The sequence below is a fragment of the Vibrio sp. L3-7 genome, from assembly GCF_963898195.1.
Lineage (GTDB): Bacteria > Pseudomonadota > Gammaproteobacteria > Enterobacterales > Vibrionaceae > Vibrio > Vibrio echinoideorum.
Map to the genome: position 1 here is coordinate 23,133 of NZ_CAWQUW010000025.1, position 19,697 is coordinate 42,829.

Genomic DNA, 19,697 nt, shown 5'->3' on the forward strand with positions numbered 1-19,697 from the left:
ATTTTGCAATCTAATACACAATATCTATCATTAACCCATTGATTGTAAATTGATCAATGATTAAAAAGGCTGCATGATAGGAGTATAAAAAGCAGCTAAAAGCCGTATAAAAAGTGTTATGTGTAATCCAAAGTTCAGGGAAAGAATGAAAGTACTTATAGCAGGAGCCAATGGATATATTGGTAGCCACGTGACGAAGATGTTTGTTGAAAGTGGTTTTGAAGTTTCGACATACAGCAGGGCTAGCGGTGTCCTACCTGATGCTAGAAAGCTCACTAAAGTGCCCGCAGATTTATCTGGTTACTTTGATATTGTTGTAAATTGTGCTCGTCCACATTGGTCAGAATTTTCGCCAGAGGAAATAGTTGCTATAGAGTCCAAGCTGCTAACGCAGTTGGATAGGCTAGCGGCTGAAGGTGCGACCAAAATTCACACTTCGGGCGTTTGGCTATTCGGTAATGCGTCTCACAACGACCTCAAAGTGTTTAGGTTGAAGCCTTTAGATGTGGTGAAACTGGACGCAGTTACAATAGGTAGTGCTATTAAAAAGAAGTGGCATGTAGTTTATTGTCCTAGTTTGGTTTATGGCGGTGAAAACTGTCAGCTAAAGCGAATTGTCGACTCTTTATCTGACCAAACGATTCAAGTAGCTATACCATCTCAAGGTCATAACCAATACATCCACGTCAATGACATCGCAAGGTTTTATTTATCGTTGGTGCAAGGTCGAATTTCCTCAGCACAACATTTTATTGCCGAGACTAAGGGGTATAGCCCTGAAGAGTTTTCCCAGTTGTTGCTGGACTCTCGAATCATAAAAAAAGTCAGCAAAAGTAATTGGCGTGAGTTTGAAAATATCTTTGGCTTTTCGGCAGTAGAAATAGAAAAACTGAATCTTAAACTTCCAGTTAGCCCTTTGTTTGAACCGAAAGAGTCCTTAAGGAAGTACATAGAAAATTACACATAACAAGCGTTTAAGGTTTCAAGATACTTTATCTAATCTTAGATACACGCGTTAGAGTCATTAATCTAACGCGTTTATGTCTAGAACCTTCATTTGTGCTGATTCTTTACTTGTGTAACTTTCTTCACTAGATAACGGCTCATTAACGTGTACTATGTTGGATCGAATTTTTGAAGGGGGAACATTTTGTCTCAGTGTCAGTATCTTAATCAGGTAAGTGTGTTTATACGTCATAACTTCATCTCTAAAGGATGCGAGTTAACCAGTCACGTCGTGTTAGATCGATATCCTCAGAATAGTAAGTATGAAGCTCTTGAGTTCTCAATAGATGGAAAAAAAATACTTTATAGAAAGGGGAATGTTACACCAGATAGACCAGGTAATTTTCTATCAATATGGAAGAGACCTGATGAAAATAGTACCGATCCGAGAAGGACGATGCCTTACGAAGAACATGATTTAGATTATCTTTTTGTTGAGGTTAGTGATTACGACATATCGAAGAGAGGTATTTATATCTTCCCGTTGACTGCTTTGATTGATAAGGGAGTTGTAACCTCAAACAAAGCTAAAGGAAAAATGGCCTTCAGAGTTTTTCCGCCGTGGACTTCAAGCCGTGGAGAGTTGAAATCTAAAGTTTTTTCCGATTCAGCAAAGAAAACTCAGAGGTGGCAGAGTAATTTCTTTTTATGGATTGAAGATAATGAGATTGTTGACTTAGAAAAATTCAATAATATTTTCAGTAATTTAAGTTAGGTTTACTCCCCCCTAGACCAAACATTTTTACTGGTGTGATGCGATTTTATTCGTCACACTAGCTTTCTAAAACCCGTTTTTCCATACAAAAAGTTATTGATCAGTTGCTAATATAGGAAATTTACTGGCTCATTTTTGTCCAGCGTTGAGTCAGCGAGATTCACAGTTTCTGGGGGCATTGCAACACGAAAGTGCCCGTTCGACCTGAAGTTTGTTAGAGTAAAAATTGCGGTTCTGACTCCCCCTTTTCACGAAAGAGTGACAACACGCCTTATCGAGAAAGGTATTACGGATAAGTTAAGGAGTCGTTAAGACTCCCTTTTGATACTATCAAGCAGTAACTACTGTTTCCATCTCAGTGTAATGTGCCTCATCGATAGTCTTAACAATACCTAATATGATATTGAGAATCGCAGGCGACTCACCAAGCAAGTTATCAGCGTTATCCTCTAACTCGATCTCTTGGTTGTGAGAATATTTATTAATGAAGCGATATGCCTTTTCAACATCTTCAGGTTTGATTGCTGGGTAATGCCTAACACCATCATCAACCAACTGTCTAAAATCACTTCTCTTTTTAGGAAACTTAAAGCACAAGAAAGATTCCAACAGCTTTCTTGACAAGTTCGCACACAAATACACTTCATCAAGATTAAGCTCTTGTTTCTCTTTGAGATAATAAAGTTTAGAGAACAGGTAGTGATACTCGGAATTATAATCAGTCAATGAACCACCAGCATTAACCAATTTAGACTGACGCACTCCGTCAGATTTACTTTCAATCGTATATGCTCTTGCTTTAATCACTGGCGGTTGTTTACGCATCTTATTTTTCTTCAGCATCCAGTCACGAACCAACTTGAAGTAGGAAAAATTGTGCGTCATTACAAACAACTGCTTTGCCTGCTCACAGTGTTTTTTCAAGAATGAGTACGAGTGGAACAAGTGATTAGAGTCAAAGCTAGAAACTGGGTCATCAATCACGACAATCGTATTCTTAATATCATTATCGTGCTCTTCGAGTTTCGTCGCGAAGTAGACAAATGCTATGGCGGTTTTCTCACCCTCACTCAGGTTTTGAGCGTGCCTATCGGATCCATTACGTGAAATTCGGTAACCTTTCTGCTTTGCATCAAACTTCAAAGTTAACTCAGTTCTACCAATAAACTTCGCTAGCTCAGCATTGAAAGCATCTACGGCAATTGACTCATTCGATAATTCTGCTTCAAGTCTCTGTATTTCTTTCTTAATTGCAGAAATTTCGTCACTCAACTTCAGCACAGTACCATTTGCGGCCTTTGTATCTTCTACTTTTTTACTGTAATCAAAATCGATAACTTCATCAGCGGCGTAATGGAGCTCAAGTGTTTTTTTATGTGTGGTCGTAACAGCCTGGAAGTTTCCTGATTTGTCATTGTGTTTTTTCACACAAGCAGCGATATCAAGAATCACTTTGTTATATTGGTCTATCAAATCCACTGTCACAGACGAAATCTTTTGAGAGATATCAAATGGATTATTTGATTTTTTATCGATACATTCTCGCCACTGCTCTACGATAATATTGATTTCAGTTACAACACCCTCCAAAGGAGCTACTACTTCTTTGTACTCAGTCTGAAACTCATCAAAAAATGACTCAACACCAGGTAAAGTAAGCTCAGGTAAATCACAACAGTACTTTGTTGCCTCAGTAATCTCCTGCTTCAATAGTTTGAATTCATTACTAAAATGATTATTTAAACTAGTGAGCCTTGATTCATCTATCTTATTTCCACAAAAGTGACATTCTTCCGATTTATGCTCATCATGAACCGCCATACCACTTGATACCCACGTTTGAACATCGGGGTTGTCTCTAAGAAACTCAATGACTTCATTAACCGCTGACTTACTTAGCAACTTAGTTAGCGCATTGAAGCCCGACTCAAAATAATCTTGCCTGATTGTATTTGCTGCAAATGAAATTTTATCTTTTTCGACAGGAGAAGCTGACTTGGTATGAAGAATGATTTGCTCATCGGTAAGAACTGACGCAGAATCCACAACTTCCGCAGAGCTAGTTCTAATCAAATTTTCAAGTGAGGTTTTGTTGTAGTTAAGGTACTTACTATCTTCGGTCCCAATTACCTTTAAGCTCGTCTTGATACTCTTCGCTGTGCGTGACAGGAATTTGTTAATCTCGGTATCGAGGTCATCAGCTATCTTTGTTTCTTTTTCTGAAGCTGATTCTTTTAGTTTGAGAGTTTTATTCTGTTCATCTAATTGCTTTCGTTCTTCGATTTTCTGCTGGTCAACAAGCAGTATACTCTTAACAGTGCCACTCCAATCGATGTTTTCACGAACGAAATCATTATTGAATGTCCGAATGTTTAGCTGATTCTGAGAGAGGTTTTGTTGAGTAAGGACACTCTGAGCTTGACCATCCAAGCTGTACTCGATTTCAAATGCTGACTCGGTGTAGTTGGTGCCATCTAAGCTCTTGTTTTCAATACAACGGAACAATCGAGATAATGTCGATTTACCTGAACCGTTCCAACCATAGATAAGATTAAATTTCGCAAACTCATCACAACCATCATTGATGTAATTCTCATAAATTCCGAATGAGCGAAGACTCTTGATTTTACTAATGCCGTTAATCATATTGCCTATCGCTTCTTGTTTGACTGAGCTAGCACCGAAGCAGCAAACTCTTTGGTATCGTCACTGTATTTGTCTGACTGAAGAACCTTTGAGGCTTTAGTCTCCATGTCTTTGCCTGTTTGCTTTGATGAACTAGCTTGAGCCATTGCGCTAGCAGCTAGTGACTTTTGAATCTTTGAAGCATTAGGATCAGAAAGGGCCTTAGCTGCTTTTGAAGCAACTGATTTAGAGGTTTTCTTAGTATGCATAATATTATCCTGTGAAATAGACAATAACGATATGGTGTCCGTTGTATATTATTTCAATAGGAGAAAACACAAAGCCCTGTAAAAAATCAGGACTTTGTGAAAAAGTCACAACTGTAGGTAGTTTATCATCTAAATCTAGGCAGTCTTGAATATCATCAGTCAATAGCTCAAGCTCTTTCTTGAGCTTCTCGGTATCAGTTACTTATCTATTTCCTAGTTACCGAACTCATGATATTGATTGATAACATGGATATGTGGGGTGCAGGGTAAACTTTATTTGAGTACCATATTTTTCCTCATCCTACGACCCAACTTTAGACTCCTTGCTCTAACGCATTTCTGTCCAAAAACGTTTTTGAAACGGCTCAATTCTTAATTGTGATCACCAAGCGATTCTGTCGTATCTTAGCCTTGGCACTCGTAATACACCTCTTTTGCAGCTTGTAGCCCTATTTCAGATTTCATCAAACCGAACAAAAGCGCCTCACTCAGTGTGGGCGCTTTTTTTGTTTTCCTTCATAAGGAGTTTTTCTATGTCTACGACTCGTGGTGGTCAAATCACTTTTCACAACATTCGCATGTGGTGGCAAGTGAACGTAACCACAATCAAGTACCTCAATATCTTCGCGGCCTTGCTCGGGCTTATCACTACTTACCTCCTCACCTCGGCCAGCACATTAACCGGTGCCTACTACTACAGTCTATTTTGGCTATTCAACAAATTAGGTTTTAGCCTAAAGCGCAACGTAGTGGTCGAATGGGAAGATCAACGCTACAGCAGCACCCTTGGCCAACAACTGCAAAACCCCATCTTGTCACAGTGCTACCAAGAATTACTGCAAGCCCTGTTCATTGGCCTACTGGTCTCTGTGGCCACTTCCACCGTGCTGTTTGTGATTATCAACCACTGGTTTAAGAGAAAAGGGCAAGAGCAAAGCGAAGATAACCACATTCGCGGCTTTCAATTGGCTGAGCCTAAAGCCGTCACCGCAGAGCTGAAAAAGAAGAAAAAACTCTCTCCTTTTGCACTCGATGGTCACAAGCTTTTTGTTGATAGGTTTGAGGTCAAGCACTTAATGATTGACGGCACCACAGGCGCAGGTAAATCCGTTGCGATTCGCAAGTTATTGCGCTGGATACGGGCGCGAGGCGATAAAGCCATCATCTACGATAAAGGCTGCGATTTTGTCAGTAAATTCTATGACCCTCATAAAGACGTGATTTTAAATCCCTTCGATGAGCGTTGCGCTGCATGGGATATTTGGAGTGATGCCAAAGAAGCCCCTGACTTTGAATCGCTCGCGGCCGCGCTTATTCCGCAACACGGCGAAGGCGACCCGTTTTGGGTGGATTCCGCACGAACCATTTTCGCAGCAACCACCTATCAAATGATGATCGATGACAAACACAAATGTACCATTGAAAATTTGCTGCACATTATCTTAACGTCGGAGCTTTCCACGCTAGGTGAACACTTAAAAGACACCGAAGCTAGCTCCCTCGTCTCGAAAAGTATCGAGAAGACAGCTATCTCCATCAAATCGGTACTAGCGACTTACATTAAGTCATTACGTTACTTACATGGTTTGGATGAAAAAGACGCACAAGGCCACCATAAACGGGCGCCATTTTCGATCACAGATTGGGTGCAAGATGAATCCCAGCAAGGATTTTTATTCCTATCGAGTAACGCAAGACAACACACCGCACTCAGACCACTGATCTCGATGTGGCTTGCGATTGCCTCCAACGCCATTCTAGGAATGGAGCCCGATGACGACCGCCGAATTTGGGTGATCATCGATGAAATGCCTACGTTACATAAACTGCCTGAACTCACGCACATTATTTCTGAAGTGCGTAAATTTGGAGGATGTTATTTACTGGGTTTGCAATCTTACGCTCAATTAGAAACCACTTACGGGCGCAACGCGGCGAGAGTCATTTTTGATTTGCTCAACACGCGCTTTTTCTTCCGCGCCCCTTCAAAAGCGATGGCCACCATTTCCTCGGATGATCTTGGTGAGCAAGAAATCGATATCTCACGAGAAAATATTTCTTACGGGGCGAACGCACTGCGTGACGGTGTCTCACTTGGTCACCAAAACAAAACGCGTCCTGTGGTTTCTCCTGCCCAAATCCAAGGTTTGGATGATTTAGAGTGTTACTTACGCACCCCTAACTCCATGCTCATCACTAAGCTGCAACTGAAGTACGACCGCATGAGCAATCTCCAACCCTCCTTCATCAAACGCAACCTACCAGGCGGGAAAGCAATGGAGAGTATCGACCAAGCCTTGATTTTTCATGAGTTAATTGCTTTGCATGAACTCGATGAAACCCAAAGAAACCGATTACTCGCCATTCAGCAAAGTACCTATGAAAACGAAGAAGAGCAGCAGCAAACCAGAACCCATCAAAAACAAACCCTTGCCAAAGCACCGAAAAAGGAAAACCCGACCAATAACGCTGCCCAAAACCAACAGCTCGCTGAAAACACACAAAATGCACTACAGCGAGAAACCGAAGAGGCGTCCATGACACAAGCAGAAACGGGCGAGATGTACGATTAACCACACGAAATGAAACATCAAGGAACATTTAGAGACCGAACACAATCTTACCCTCCCCTGTAAAAACCCTTTACCACCCTTTCATTCACATCAACGCCGTCCGCTAACCCATTCGTACGACACCCAACTCACCGGCATTCCGCTGACGTGGCGGCTTTGCTGCGCCCCAAAAAAAGGAGAACACCTTATGATGTCCATTAGCCCTCTTAAATCCGCCTCTGGCGCCGCCAAGTATTACTTAAACGAAGAAAACACCCAAGAGACCCCTGACATTTCTCTCGAAAAAGACAGCAACGACAACTACTACCTCAAAGAAAACAGTACCAATGAAAACACCTTTTGGCATGGTCAGTTAGCCGAAGAAGCAGGCCTACTCGGTAAACCGGTTGACCAAAAAACGTTAGAGTCCGTTTTATCTGGACACCTAGGCCATGAAACCATCAAAGGCAAACGCGACGATCATAAATCGGGGTTTGACCTAACCTTTTCTGCGCCAAAATCGGTCAGTGTACTTGCTCTCGTCGGGGGTGACACACGTTTAATCGATGCGCATAACACGGCGGTCAAATTCGCGCTCTCGCAATTAGAAAAAGACGTAGCACAAGCCACGCACATCAATGACGAAGGCGCTCGTGAGTTCATCAATACCGAATCCATGGCCTTTGCGGTCGTGCGCCATAAAACCAGTCGTGAAAACGACCCACAACTCCATTCCCACGCTTTGACGGCAAACATGACGCGCGACAAAGAAGGGCAACTGCGTACACTCGCCTCTTCTCTCAAACAAAAAGGCGGCGTCATCAATGGAACAGGCGAGCGCATTTACCACTTCCAAAAGTACTACACCGCTCTTTACCAGAGTCAGCTTGCCAAAGAGAGCGAACAAATGGGTTATCAAATGCAAGGGTTGGGTAACGGCCAATTTGAAGCCAAAGGCCTCCCTCAAATCCTCCTTGATACGTTTTCTACTCGCAAACAACAGCTCGACCAACAAGCCTTAGATTTTGGGGGGACGCAAGCGGCAAAAGATGTAGCCGCACTCGATACTCGCAAAGCCAAAACCTACGAAAGTGAGGCCGAGCTCAATACTCGCTGGCAACAAACGGTGTGCAACAAAGGCTATCAGCCCAAAGACTTGGTTAAAAACGCCCTCGGCATCGCTCAACAAGAGCATCACCCTGAACAAATCGCTAAAGACGCGTTTAGTCGCGCCGTTGAACACTTGGAGCAATACAACACGGCACTAAAACTGGAAAAGATCATAGAATTAGCCGCGGCCGAGTTTACCAAGGGCGGCGTACAAGCCAATGCAATCGACCTTAAAATGGCCGCAGACCAATGGGTGAAAGACGGGGCGCTTCTCCCCCTTTCCATGAAAGGTCAATACACCACTCAAACCATGCTGAAAACCGAACAAGCGTTAATGGCGGCCAGCAAAGGGCGTATGCACCATATGCGTACTCCCGTCAATGACGCTACGTTAGATAAACTGACCCTCACTCAAGGCAACTGCCAAAAGGTGGCGGACATTTACCAGTCCACCAAACAGTTTCATGTGGTCAATGTGTTTGGCAACAGTGAGCAAATCGCGCAAAACCTATTGAACGTCGGCAACCATGTCGGTAAACGTGTCCACTTAGTGTCACAAAACGCCAAAGACAAACACCGTCATAGCCAAACCATCCAACGTGAAAGTCATACGGTCGCAGCCTGGGTAAAACACCGGTTTCAAGAAGAGCATCGTCACTCTGTCCATAGTTTGTTGCACTCCGACCTACCAATGACCAACAAAGATGTCCTTCTCGTCGACAGCGCCCACAAAATGAGCGCGAATGAGTTGATCGCTTTAAATGCAAAAGCTAAGGGATCGGGGAGCAAAGTCATCTTGCTGAATAACACGTCCAGTCGCCAAGGTTTTAAAGCCTATAACGCCATCGAGCTTTACCGCAAAGGCAACGTCGTCTCGCACTCTTGGGTAGACAGCAAACAGATAGACAGTAAGGTTGCCTTGCACGACAGTGATACGCGCACCCTCGCCAGAGCTTATACCTACTTATCAAACAAAGAAGACACACAAGTGCTGGCGACTTCTCACGTTGAACAACGACGATTGACGGACGCGATCCGGACCTCTCTACAGAACCAGGGTCAACTTGCCCGCAGCGGCATCACCTTGTTGACTCAGCAACCTCATTATTTGTCTAAACCCCAACAGGAGTTAGCGCAACACTACAAGCCGGGCATGACCCTTCGCCATTGGGAAGACGGAAAACCTCAAGAGTTAGTGGTTTCCACATCGGATAAGACAAACAATCGAGTCCATGTACTCAGCAAAACCGATGGACAAGAATACACCCTCGATCCCGCTTCCACCGGATTCAAAGCCATCAACATGCAGGTCTTTAAACCTGAATCGTTGCAAGTTAACCAAGGTGAACGCCTCATAACCACCAGTAAGCACTTTCCATCTGGGTTGAACGCCAATGAACGTTACGTGGTCACAGGATTATCTAAAGAAACCCTGACGTTAACGGACACGCAAGGCGAATCGAAAACCATCCCCGCAGAAGCCCTGAAAGACGCACCACTAAAATACGACTATGTGCATTCCGCCAGTCATATCGAACCAAGGCCGCACACTCTCATTTCAGGCAAAGCCTTTACGCTCTCCAAAGCGCTCTTCCATGATCTGACCGAGAAAAGCGCGCGCATCGATGTGTTTACCGACAACCCCGATAAAGCCCAGGCCGCGCTTGAGAAAAGCGAAGTGAAGCTTTCTGCCATCGAGCGAGTGATGCACACTCAAAGCGTCAACGACCGCTACCTGACTGACACCACCGCCATCACCGTCAAAAGCGACATCCAGCAAGCCCTCACCCTCTTAAACAAAGAGCAAAATTCACCACTGCAAGAGAAAGCGTTGAACTTTGCCCTGAGTCATCTTTCTGAAAAAGAAGCGGCGTTTACACAAAAAGAGTTAGTCGTCGAAGCGATCCGTTACGCTTTTGAAGAGGCCAATCAACCGATAATCAAAGATCAAATTGAAACAGAGCTCGCCAAGCGCAGTGACACCCTCTCTGCCGAATACAGCGACGGCACACGCTGGACCACCCAAGCGGCGCTCGATACCGAAAAGCACATTTTGCGGAACATTGAGCAAGGGAAAAATCAACACAAGCCGTTTGCCACCCACAGACAAGTCAGAGATTATCTCGATGCACAGCCTCGCCTTACCCAAGGGCAAAAGGACGGCATCACCCTTATCTCAACGACTAAAGACAGTTTTGTGGCCGTGCAAGGTTTGGCAGGCACCGGTAAATCCACCCTGCTCGAATCCAACATTGAATTGATTCAACACACCGGCCAAGCCAGTACATACTCACCTTCGCAAGTGATCGGTCTGGCGCCAACTCACGCCGCCGTCAGCGAACTGGAAAGCAAAGGGATACAAGCGCAAACGCTGGAAAGCTTACTGACCGACCTAAGACGTGGCATCACCTTACCAGAGGACTACAAAAACACGCTGTTCTTCCTCGATGAAAGCTCCATGGTCAGCAACCAACAAGCCAAAGAGCTCACCGACCTTGTATTACAAAGCGGCTCCAAAGCCACCTTGCTTGGGGATAAAGAGCAGCTGCTTTCTCTTAATGCCGGTAAACCGTTTGAATTGAGCATGAGACAAGGACTCATCGATACGGCTTTTATGACCGACATCATTCGTCAGAAGAATGAAATACTGCTTGGTGCCGTACACAACATTGTGGATAAGCAGCCACACAGCGCCCTCGATAAACTCTCTCAGCAAAGCCCTGATACACTCGGTAGCACGCAACATATTATCTCCACCCTCGATGAGAGTGCGAAAGACCAAAGCAAAGCACAGCTTATTGCCACCGAAAAGCTGCCTTACGCTGTAGCACAGGACTACCTTGCCCGTACGCCCGAAACGCGAGAAAACACGCTTATCATTGCTTACACGAATAATGAGCGTGACCACATCACTGAGCACATTCGTGTCGGACTGATGAAAACACAAGAGATAGGCCAAGAGAACATCATCACCACCCGATTGCGCTCTACAGGTGATAGCAAAGAAGAGTTAGCCACCATGATGCCTTATCAGAAAGGGCTCATTTTAAGCACCAAGCCAGGAGAGTACGACATCATTACCCACATTGATTCGGAGCACGGAGTGGTGACACTTCAAGACGTGAATACAGGTAAGACAAAACCGTTTTTGCCACGCAACAAAGACCACAAATACACGTCACTCTTCGCTCAATCAGAAAAACCGCTTTCAACCGGTGATAAAATCATGACCCGCTTTACCGACAAAGCGCGAGGCATTAAAGCCAATGTGGAATACACCATCAGCCGTGCCACCAAGGAAGAAATCACCGCGCTTTCGAAAGAAGGGCAAACGTTAAACCTCAATCCAAACCAACTCAAAGATGGGCATTGGGATTACGCTTACACCAGAACTGCGGACATGGCGCAAGGAGCGACGTATCAGTACGTCATTACCACTCTCAAAGGCAAAGGCGCACTGACGAACTTAAGACGCGCTTACATCGATTTGAGCCGAGCGAGCACTCATGTCAAACTTTTTACCGATAACCCAAAACAGATGATGAAGAGCTGGTTATCAAAAGAGGTCAATAAACACAGTGCCATTGAAACCATCGAGAACATTGCACCACACAGTACCCCTTACTTTAATGACAAAGCTCTGCCTCATGAAGACGTACGTTATCAAAATAGAAACGGAGATTTTGACTACAACCAATTTAAAGAACACATCAACCAAGCGCTCCCTAAATACACCGAAAGCTTAGCCATCAACCTATTGGGACAACCGAACCCATCTAAATCAGACCGTGACTATTTAACCTTTGGTATCGGTAAATCGGCTCTAAAAGTGTCATTAACGGGGGAATATCGAGGGTATTTTAAAGACTATACCACCGGTGAAAAAGGCTCATTAATCAATTTGATGATGAGTCATAAGGAAATAAATTATAAGGAGGCAATGAAAGAAGCCCACAACATCCTTAATGATCCTGATAAATACCAACTCACCGCCAACCCTAAACATGAACAATTACTGACTACTACGCCAAAACACATGGCACAATTTGAAGAGAGAGCGAAAGAATATATACAAACCAGTCAGCCACTCACAGGCACATTAGCCGAAACTTACCTCAATAAATTAGGTATTGAACACCCTAAGAATGACCATGTTCATTTTCATCAAGCAGTGTACTCCTCGGAGGACCAGACATTTCACTCGGCAATGATAACTAACATTCACGATAAAAAAGGAGAAACAAAAGCGATTGAAGTGACTTATTTAGACGGGCAAGGAAATAAAGATCCGGCACTCGACATCAACCCACGGATATTAGGCACGAAATCCAAACAAATAACGCGATTTCATCAAGGCAGTGATTTGCACACCACCATCATCAGTACCTCAATCGAGAATGCTTTTATTATTAATCAAGCGCATCAAGGCCAATACGACATTATCAATGTCAATCATAAGAATGACATTCAGAATATCTCCACCGATGAACTCAGACAGAACATTGTGATTGTACTGAGTCAAGGCAATACTGATTTAAATCCCAACAACGTTGAAAAAATCATGGCCAAATTTTCAGGGAGAAATATTCAGTTTGTTTCACCTGACGATATGCTTGAGGAAATTAAACAGGGTATTGAACAATACCATCAACAAACGCATCAACAAAAAGAGGAATTCGACACCCCCACTCAAGACCATGATTCATTAACCAACAAGCCGGACACTGATATTAATCAACACACAAAAGAAATCAAAGATAAAGAGCTTGAACACTTCGACAGCAAAGAACCCTCCCCTCAAAAAACGTTTGATTTTAATCAGGAGCGTGACAACAACAATGACCAATATAATAAGCTAGATAGAGAGTTAGAGCGGTAGAAAAAGGGGTGTCCAATGGACTACCCTTTTTTTTTGCCTGCCAGAAACTCATCGACTTTATTATCGATATCAGACTTCACCTGTTGCCTAAAGGGTTTGGATTCTTTTTGTTCTCGGAATAATTTTTCACCATCAAAGGTTTGTCCATGAACCACATCAGTGATCGCAGATGAACCACGAACGACACGATAAATCTCTTCCATCAACGCACGATTCGATGGACTATCATCCTCACTGTCATTGAGTTTAATGCGCAGTGCCAACATCAAAAGTTGCCGCGTGGCCTCTGCATCACTTAACGCTTCCTTATCCCTAAACGTCTTAAAATCTTGCGCTAACTTTCCACGTAATGAGCTTTGTAGCGGATAAGAACGTGTCATATTGCCCTCCTCAATCCCAATTAAAAGCATTGTTATTCCAATGAAATTTCAATCAATTAATTTTATAAAACACCCATTGAACCTTGTCAATAAAGAGCTCAATCAACATTCAATGATTTCCAATTTAAATAGTATTGAAAATGCTCTCATCGCTTTATCTATAAGGGATCAATTAATAATCATTGAAAAAACATATTTATCCATTGAAATTTAAACGGCTAATTAGTGTGGATTTTTAAAATTTTTCTTACGTTAATTTAGACGACTTTTATCTTTAAAAGCTTTTGTTTTTCTTGTCTTTTTATTTTTTTACAGACAACCATTTGCATTGATTTCAATGCGCCGTAGGGTGTGGATGATTCTAAAGCGGTAACAATGACCTCCAATGAATCTGCATCTAGTTTGTTTTCTTGGGGTGTGTTTTAGGAACGTCGAGCTCAAAAGCCGAACCGTTGGCGATTGAATCTAGGGTGATTGAGACCATTAGGGAAGGAATGTCAAACGGAAAAAGAAGATCGTGACACAACTAGCGCCGCACCGTTATGGTGCAAGAAAGGTTATTTTAATGGCGACTGATAATATACTTTCTGAACTTTTTTGATGTATATTTTTCTGGCGCTTTCGGTACGTTTAAGAAATCCTGCATTATAAGCGCCTACGCTATTCCAGTTATAGCCATGGCTGGCAAAGTTAGAGCTTAATACCCACGCACCTAATGAAACATTAAAACAAGGTTCGTAGACATTGGTTTCATTGACATTAAATTCAGCCAGTCGAGGAAACCAACTAGAGTTAATTTGCATGAGTCCAAAATCACGACTGGTTACTTGACCTTTTTTATTTTTGTTTTCGTTATAAGCATTAGGATCAAGACTGCTTTCAACTTGTGCTATCGATCGCAGCAAACCTGGATCAACATTATAATGTTGTCCTGCTTCATCAAAACAAAACGAATACCCGACACTTGGAAAGACCGACAAAAATAAGATTAGTTTTTTCATAAGCTAAAAAATGGAGTCCAAAGGAACTCCATTATATCGCGTGAATTGACGTCATCAATATTCATTAGGGAGTAAAATCGTAGTGCAACTACGATCACGCTCGGTAATTATCCAGACTTGTTCATTACAAATGGTGTAACTGGATAAAACCCGCTCGCCTGTCTTGGTGGCTTCGTCATTGGTAAGTTTACCTTCAACACAGATATTTCCCCAATCACCATTTTGGTGACGATGTAAGTAAATCGGTAAATTCACACCAATATTGTTATTTAGCAGTTCAGCAATGCCTTGTGTACAAACGACTTTGCCAAGATCAAACGGCACAGCCGTACAAACATAATTTTTTTCTTTTGTTTCTTCGTTACCTGATGTAACATTTTTAATGTTCATTTTATTTACCCCTGTATTTAAATTGAATTTGCCTTGATATTTGATACAGCAAATATCAAGGCGCTTTACTTTTAGCGTTTAATAAACGTCTTCCGTTTTACGAATGTGATTAAAAACCTCATACACTTCATCGTAAGAAATGCCATACCCTTCGAGCTTTTCGACACAATCACAAATGTCATTGGTATAGAAACACTCGTGATTGAATAGCTCACGGCGAATGATCGCTTTTTTACCATTCTCTTCGATGTCTTCGGCGATCCCTTCTTGAGCAATAGAATCTAAACGGGTCATTAATTGCTTCGCATTATCAACAGGGCAAATTAAACCCATACCTAATGACGCATATTTCACGCCCTCTTTTTTTTCTCCATCGAGCTGCTTATTAGAAAAAGCAAAGAACGCCCCCGCCTCATTAAATGCTTGCGTTTGTTTGGCTTGAATATAGTGAGAGAGATATTTCATCACTTACTCCTTACGTTATTAAAAAATATCCCAAGAATTAAAACGGGCAACGGTGAAACGAAAGGAGGGATCTCGAAGGGGTTGATACATCCTTCACAATAAAATTGTCAGTTAAGTCCCCTATTTTAAAGTGGTGCAAGATACTCTTCTCAACCTCAGCCTGAGTGGATGGGTAGAACTTAGAATCACGCAAAGTAAATCCTGCAATTTTGAGTTCAGCTAAGGTAATGGCGCTACACGGCGTAAGAGAAAAGCCGTGCTCTTCTTCCTCTGTACGCTGAGGAATACGCAATAAAGAGATATCATTTTTTGGTGAGCTTTCGTGCCCAGCGGCGAAACGCTGGTCGCTGAAATTCGATTTAGAGAGAGTTGGGGTTGAGTTTTGTTGTGCCATGAGGAGTTTCCTTTTTGTTTGAGTATCACTTTTATGGAGCCGCTTGGCTGTCCAGACCTCAAACAGGGTTCTTCTCTGCAGGGGCGCGAAGCGTTTATTTACCCTTGCAGAGAAGGTTCTGATTGAGGATGGTGAACAGCCTGCGAGCGCCATCAAGTGATGCGAGTCGAAAGGAAAATCGGCACATAAGAAAACAAGCCCTTACTCGAACTTAATTGAAGCCAGTGAAAGGTAATAAGGAGGCACGACGATGCGCAGCTACGCAGTAGCGGAGGCGCTGGGTGATTGTTCGCAGTAACTGAATGTCACATCGAGCTTGCTCGATAACAGTGCCATAAGTTATCGCGAGAGGAGTGAAGCGACTGAATGAGCCGTCCGAAGGGAGAACGCCCAATATTTAAGTTTAATACGTACTTTACAGGTTGATTGGCGTTGGAAACAGAACCGTCATAGTCAATATTCAGGGATATGCGTCGAAGGCGGTTCAAGTCAAATATCGCAATAAATCTAAAGGGTTATTCGCCATATAGCCATTAACTCAACTGGCCTCCACCTTTTTGGTCAGGGAGAGCGGAAAGTGAAAATGCTTGATGCAAAGAAACGCAGAGCATGGCAAAAACTGCACTTAGCTTTCATTTCGACACACCCGAAACCATGAGTGCGGAAGTCAGTTTTGTTGTGCCATGAGCCTCTGAAAAAGAAAGGTTGTCACTCACTGAAACTCACCTCGAAAGAAGGTAATGCTTTGGGAAGAGAGTGGATCAATAAATGAAGCGGAAAAGGCGCTAACGAGCGGTAAAGCGAGTTTGAAATACTACAACGCTCAAATAGGTGAAATGATAGTAAATGTCAAAACTACAAACAAAAATTATAGCTCTAGCTATGCCAGTTAGAAGCCAACGGTTAGCCATAGACGATGTAGCTTTATCTCCAGGCAGATTTTATCAACACAACCACTTTGCCACACAACCCTTTATGCTTGAGCGGCTAATGAGAAAGTTGTGCTAGTTCGTCTGTATTCAATCCCGTGACATCCATAATGGTTTGTTGATCTAGACCATTAAGCAGCATCTTACGCGCCATCTCCTTGAGTGCTTCTTGGCGACCTTTTTCCTCACCTAATTGTATACCTTCTTGGCGGCCACGTTGCTCGCCTTGTTGGCGCAATTGTTCTGCAATAGTCATAAGTGTTTCCTCGTGTTTCGGTACTGATGAGACTAGTGACGTAATTAACGCTTCTAGGTTACTCGTTTCACCCACTTGGAGTAGGTAGCTCATCAATGACTGTACTTGCTTATCTGTTGTGTAATCGGTTAAGAGCAATGTGACCAGAGGCTCAAGGAAATCCATGATATCGCGATGCCTCGCGTGCTTTTGTACAAGTTCAAGTAACGCGATACGGCGATGTTGCATTATCTCATCATCGGAGATAACAGTGACATCGACCAATGGAAAATCTTGAGTCTAGAGAGCCTTAGCCATCTTAGGGTTAGCAAAACCTTTTAACCAATTCATCTCATATGGGTAGGGCGAGACTTGGCCATGGTAAAACTGCAAAGGGATCACCAAGGGTAAATGCTCATGACCCGCTTCAATATGCTTTTGCATGGCAGCGATAGCGTAACGCATCAGTCTGAACGCCATGTGTTTATCTGGCCGACTCTGGTGCTCGATTAACGCATAGACGTACCCTTCCCCCTGAGACGTTTTAAGAGAATAAAGGACATCCGAATAGTAAGGCCGTAAGTTTTCTTCTATAAAGCTGCCTGATTCGAGCTTTAGGGTCGTCAAATCAGTACCATGATAAAAATTATGCACCATGTTGGTTTCTTTCTACACATCAATTTAGTTCATTTACTCTAATTAATTTTTGACCCATTCTGCGTTTCGGCAGCTAGCTATCACAGAATGCAGCCGCCAATTTTGACCTACTTGTTCTTATGTCTAGAGCTCTAACTATGTGACCAAATCTGCTAATCCACTACATTAGAAGGGCAACTCTCTTCCCTGTAATTGATCGTTATCCCGTAAAATTCGAGCTTATCTAGTAATAAATTGCCGAATACCTTTTTGGTCATTTAATTTTTACATCCAAACCAAGTGATATTAAGGTACCTACCAGTGTTGTGATCACCACCGATATCAATGAACCAATCAGCACATACTCAGTCATGCTTCGGTCGTCTGATTTATTCAACTCACCAAACCTAAATATTGACTTAGCCGCCAATACAAAACCCACAGCTGCATAGCTCCCCACAAGCGTAAAGGTCAGTATTAACACTCGCTCTAAGTAACCGATCAACTCACCACCTGCGATAAGACCACTAATACTAGTAGTATCTGTATCTTGATCTTGATCTGATATTGGAAACTTCCTTAAGACGCTGCCAATCACAATCGAAGTTGGCTTGAGAATTAGTAAGTAAGCAAACACCACCATAACACCATCTGAGAACTTCTCATCTTGTAGTACGGCATCGATCATTACACCATCTGCCATGTGAAAGGCAATGGCTACTAGCACTGATACATGCAAAGTCTGGTCGATAATAAAATAGGAAAACTTACCACCATTTCGTGCTCTTACTTTCCACAAATCGATAATAAAATGACTTACCGCTATGATAACGACCAAGCAAGTAGTTGAGCGCCAGTCAATACCTAACGCTATAGCAGGAACTAACAACGCGACACCGTGTAATAGTGAGTGAAAGTACAGTTCAGTTGAACGGTAAGTGTATTTTTTCTTTGCTTCTACCCATTGGTTCGGCTGGAGGTAAAAATCACAGATGATGTGAATCATCAAGAACGGTATTAGAACATCAAAAAAATTAAACATACTTGAGTCCCGTCACTTGGTTTATGAATCGCCAATTTAGCTCACTGATTAGCGGCCAACCTGAAGCTTTAAGAGACTTACTGGCAGTGGCAGTAGCAACATCGAGCTTTTCTGCTAACTCACTAATAGACAAACCTTCATTGGTTCGAAGCATCGGAAGCATAACTTCACATTGGCGCGAGGTTAATTCCGTTAGTTGTCTATCGAGGTACTTAAAGAGTAAGTCAAAGTGCTCAGTGAGTTCGAAACGGTCAGAGTTAAATAACAACCTGTCGCTTTTTAAGGCTTTTAGTCCACGCCCAGAAAGAACAAATGCTTCACCCATCGATTCAGAGACAGACTCACGCAAATCGGCATTAGAGGCAATAGCAAGGCTAATGCGACTATCAAACTCTTTGCCAAGCGCTTTAATGCCAATACGATAAATGATGGTGTATCTCAGAGCGCTTTCAATATCATGCACCACGGTCTGAAATTCATCGCCACGCTCAATACTGTGCGCATTTGATGAATTTCCTGCGGTGATCAGTCTCTGAATGTCTTTGATTCGTTTAAGAAGTTGTTCAAACTGTTCAGATGTTAGCTTGGTTGAGTTGACAATATCGCCGCTGATCACTGCGATAGGTTTAGAGGTAGACTCCACATTAAAACTCCTTCTTTCATGTAGATGCCAATTTAGCCGTTTATGGCTAATAATGCAAATTTAGCCGTTTATGGCTAATAGGTGGAAATTAGCCGTTTAGGGCTAAACGATTCATGAAGCTTGTCATTACCTTAGTTTGACTGTCATCACTTTTACGAGTGCCGTTCGACTACTGTGGTAGTGATCCAATATGATCTGCACCATCAATAATGGATACTGACTCACTTTTGTCCAGAGGCTTCATCGATCTGAAGTTTTACTTGTGGCACTTTTCTCAAAAAGTGCCAGCTAGCTCAGATCTGCCCGTGCGACGTGAAGTCGTATGAAGCGTTGTTCACCACGAAAGCGTGAACCATCTGTATCACCAGATGACCCTATGGCTCTGAATAAAGTAGCGAGCCAGACAATGTAACGAAGTCAAGTAACT

General features: G+C 42.8%; 13 protein-coding genes and 2 pseudogenes. 5 read left to right on the forward strand and 10 right to left on the reverse strand.

Annotated features, from left to right (window positions below; all coding sequences use genetic code 11):
* Positions 1 to 145: 145 nt before the first annotated feature.
* Together AACW75_RS16880 and AACW75_RS16885 are read left to right on the forward strand one after the other, a co-directional pair.
* A complete protein-coding gene (locus AACW75_RS16880; RefSeq protein ID WP_102546226.1) occupies positions 146 to 967 on the forward strand; it encodes an NAD-dependent epimerase/dehydratase family protein in 822 nt (273 codons plus the stop codon).
* 270 nt (positions 968 to 1,237) lie between these two features.
* Positions 1,238 to 1,720, forward strand: coding sequence for a MepB family protein (locus tag AACW75_RS16885; RefSeq protein WP_017091126.1), 483 nt, complete (start codon positions 1,238 to 1,240; stop codon positions 1,718 to 1,720).
* Between the two features lie 330 nt (positions 1,721 to 2,050).
* Here the strand turns inward: AACW75_RS16885 and AACW75_RS16890 are convergent, their stop codons facing one another.
* Positions 2,051 to 4,366: an AAA family ATPase gene (locus tag AACW75_RS16890; protein WP_017091125.1), complete on the reverse strand. Its 2,316-nt coding sequence runs from the start codon at positions 4,364 to 4,366 to the stop codon at positions 2,051 to 2,053.
* A 5-nt stretch (positions 4,367 to 4,371) separates the two neighbouring features.
* Positions 4,372 to 4,614, reverse strand: coding sequence for a hypothetical protein (locus AACW75_RS16895; RefSeq protein WP_237297863.1), 243 nt, complete (start codon positions 4,612 to 4,614; stop codon positions 4,372 to 4,374).
* Between the two features lie 533 nt (positions 4,615 to 5,147).
* On the opposite strand from AACW75_RS16895, the gene traD reads away from it, so the two are divergent.
* The gene (gene traD, locus AACW75_RS16900; RefSeq protein ID WP_016800260.1) at positions 5,148 to 7,187 is read left to right on the forward strand and encodes a type IV conjugative transfer system coupling protein TraD; all 2,040 of its coding nucleotides are present in this window, start codon (positions 5,148 to 5,150) and stop codon (positions 7,185 to 7,187) included.
* 187 nt (positions 7,188 to 7,374) lie between these two features.
* On the forward strand, positions 7,375 to 13,155 hold the full coding sequence (traI, locus tag AACW75_RS16905; RefSeq protein ID WP_237297864.1) for a conjugative transfer relaxase/helicase TraI: 5,781 nt from the start codon (positions 7,375 to 7,377) through the stop codon (positions 13,153 to 13,155).
* Positions 13,156 to 13,175: 20 nt separating this feature from the next.
* Here the strand turns inward: traI and AACW75_RS16910 are convergent, their stop codons facing one another.
* The 5 genes from AACW75_RS16910 to AACW75_RS16930 all read right to left on the reverse strand — a co-directional run bounded on the left by AACW75_RS16910 (position 13,176) and on the right by AACW75_RS16930 (position 15,785).
* Complete coding sequence (locus AACW75_RS16910) at positions 13,176 to 13,535, reverse strand: hypothetical protein (protein WP_029224421.1); 360 nt, start codon at positions 13,533 to 13,535, stop codon at positions 13,176 to 13,178.
* Positions 13,536 to 14,092: 557 nt separating this feature from the next.
* On the reverse strand, positions 14,093 to 14,536 hold the full coding sequence (locus AACW75_RS16915) for a lytic transglycosylase domain-containing protein (protein WP_237297865.1): 444 nt from the start codon (positions 14,534 to 14,536) through the stop codon (positions 14,093 to 14,095).
* Positions 14,537 to 14,590: 54 nt separating this feature from the next.
* On the reverse strand, positions 14,591 to 14,926 hold the full coding sequence (locus AACW75_RS16920) for a type I restriction endonuclease subunit M (protein ID WP_237297866.1): 336 nt from the start codon (positions 14,924 to 14,926) through the stop codon (positions 14,591 to 14,593).
* Between the two features lie 78 nt (positions 14,927 to 15,004).
* A complete protein-coding gene (locus AACW75_RS16925) occupies positions 15,005 to 15,391 on the reverse strand; it encodes a DUF7659 family protein (RefSeq protein ID WP_237297867.1) in 387 nt (128 codons plus the stop codon).
* 37 nt (positions 15,392 to 15,428) lie between these two features.
* Positions 15,429 to 15,785 (reverse strand): hypothetical protein, encoded by a 357-nt coding sequence (locus tag AACW75_RS16930; RefSeq protein ID WP_237297868.1) that lies wholly within the window; start codon positions 15,783 to 15,785, stop codon positions 15,429 to 15,431.
* A 473-nt stretch (positions 15,786 to 16,258) separates the two neighbouring features.
* On the opposite strand from AACW75_RS16930, the pseudogene AACW75_RS16935 reads away from it, so the two are divergent.
* Positions 16,259 to 16,682: pseudogene (locus tag AACW75_RS16935) on the forward strand (hypothetical protein); the annotation flags it as partial.
* Between the two features lie 90 nt (positions 16,683 to 16,772).
* Here AACW75_RS16935 and AACW75_RS16940 read toward each other — a convergent pair.
* The 3 genes and pseudogenes from AACW75_RS16940 to AACW75_RS16950 all read right to left on the reverse strand — a co-directional run.
* Positions 16,773 to 17,615, reverse strand: a pseudogene (locus tag AACW75_RS16940) (Rpn family recombination-promoting nuclease/putative transposase); the annotation flags it as partial.
* A 244-nt stretch (positions 17,616 to 17,859) separates the two neighbouring features.
* The gene (locus AACW75_RS16945) at positions 17,860 to 18,627 is read right to left on the reverse strand and encodes a DUF3307 domain-containing protein (RefSeq protein ID WP_237297869.1); all 768 of its coding nucleotides are present in this window, start codon (positions 18,625 to 18,627) and stop codon (positions 17,860 to 17,862) included.
* On the reverse strand, positions 18,620 to 19,270 hold the full coding sequence (locus tag AACW75_RS16950; RefSeq protein ID WP_237297870.1) for a SatD family protein: 651 nt from the start codon (positions 19,268 to 19,270) through the stop codon (positions 18,620 to 18,622). Before AACW75_RS16950 ends, AACW75_RS16945 begins: the two co-directional genes overlap by 8 nt.
* Between the last annotated feature and the right edge of the window lie 427 nt (positions 19,271 to 19,697).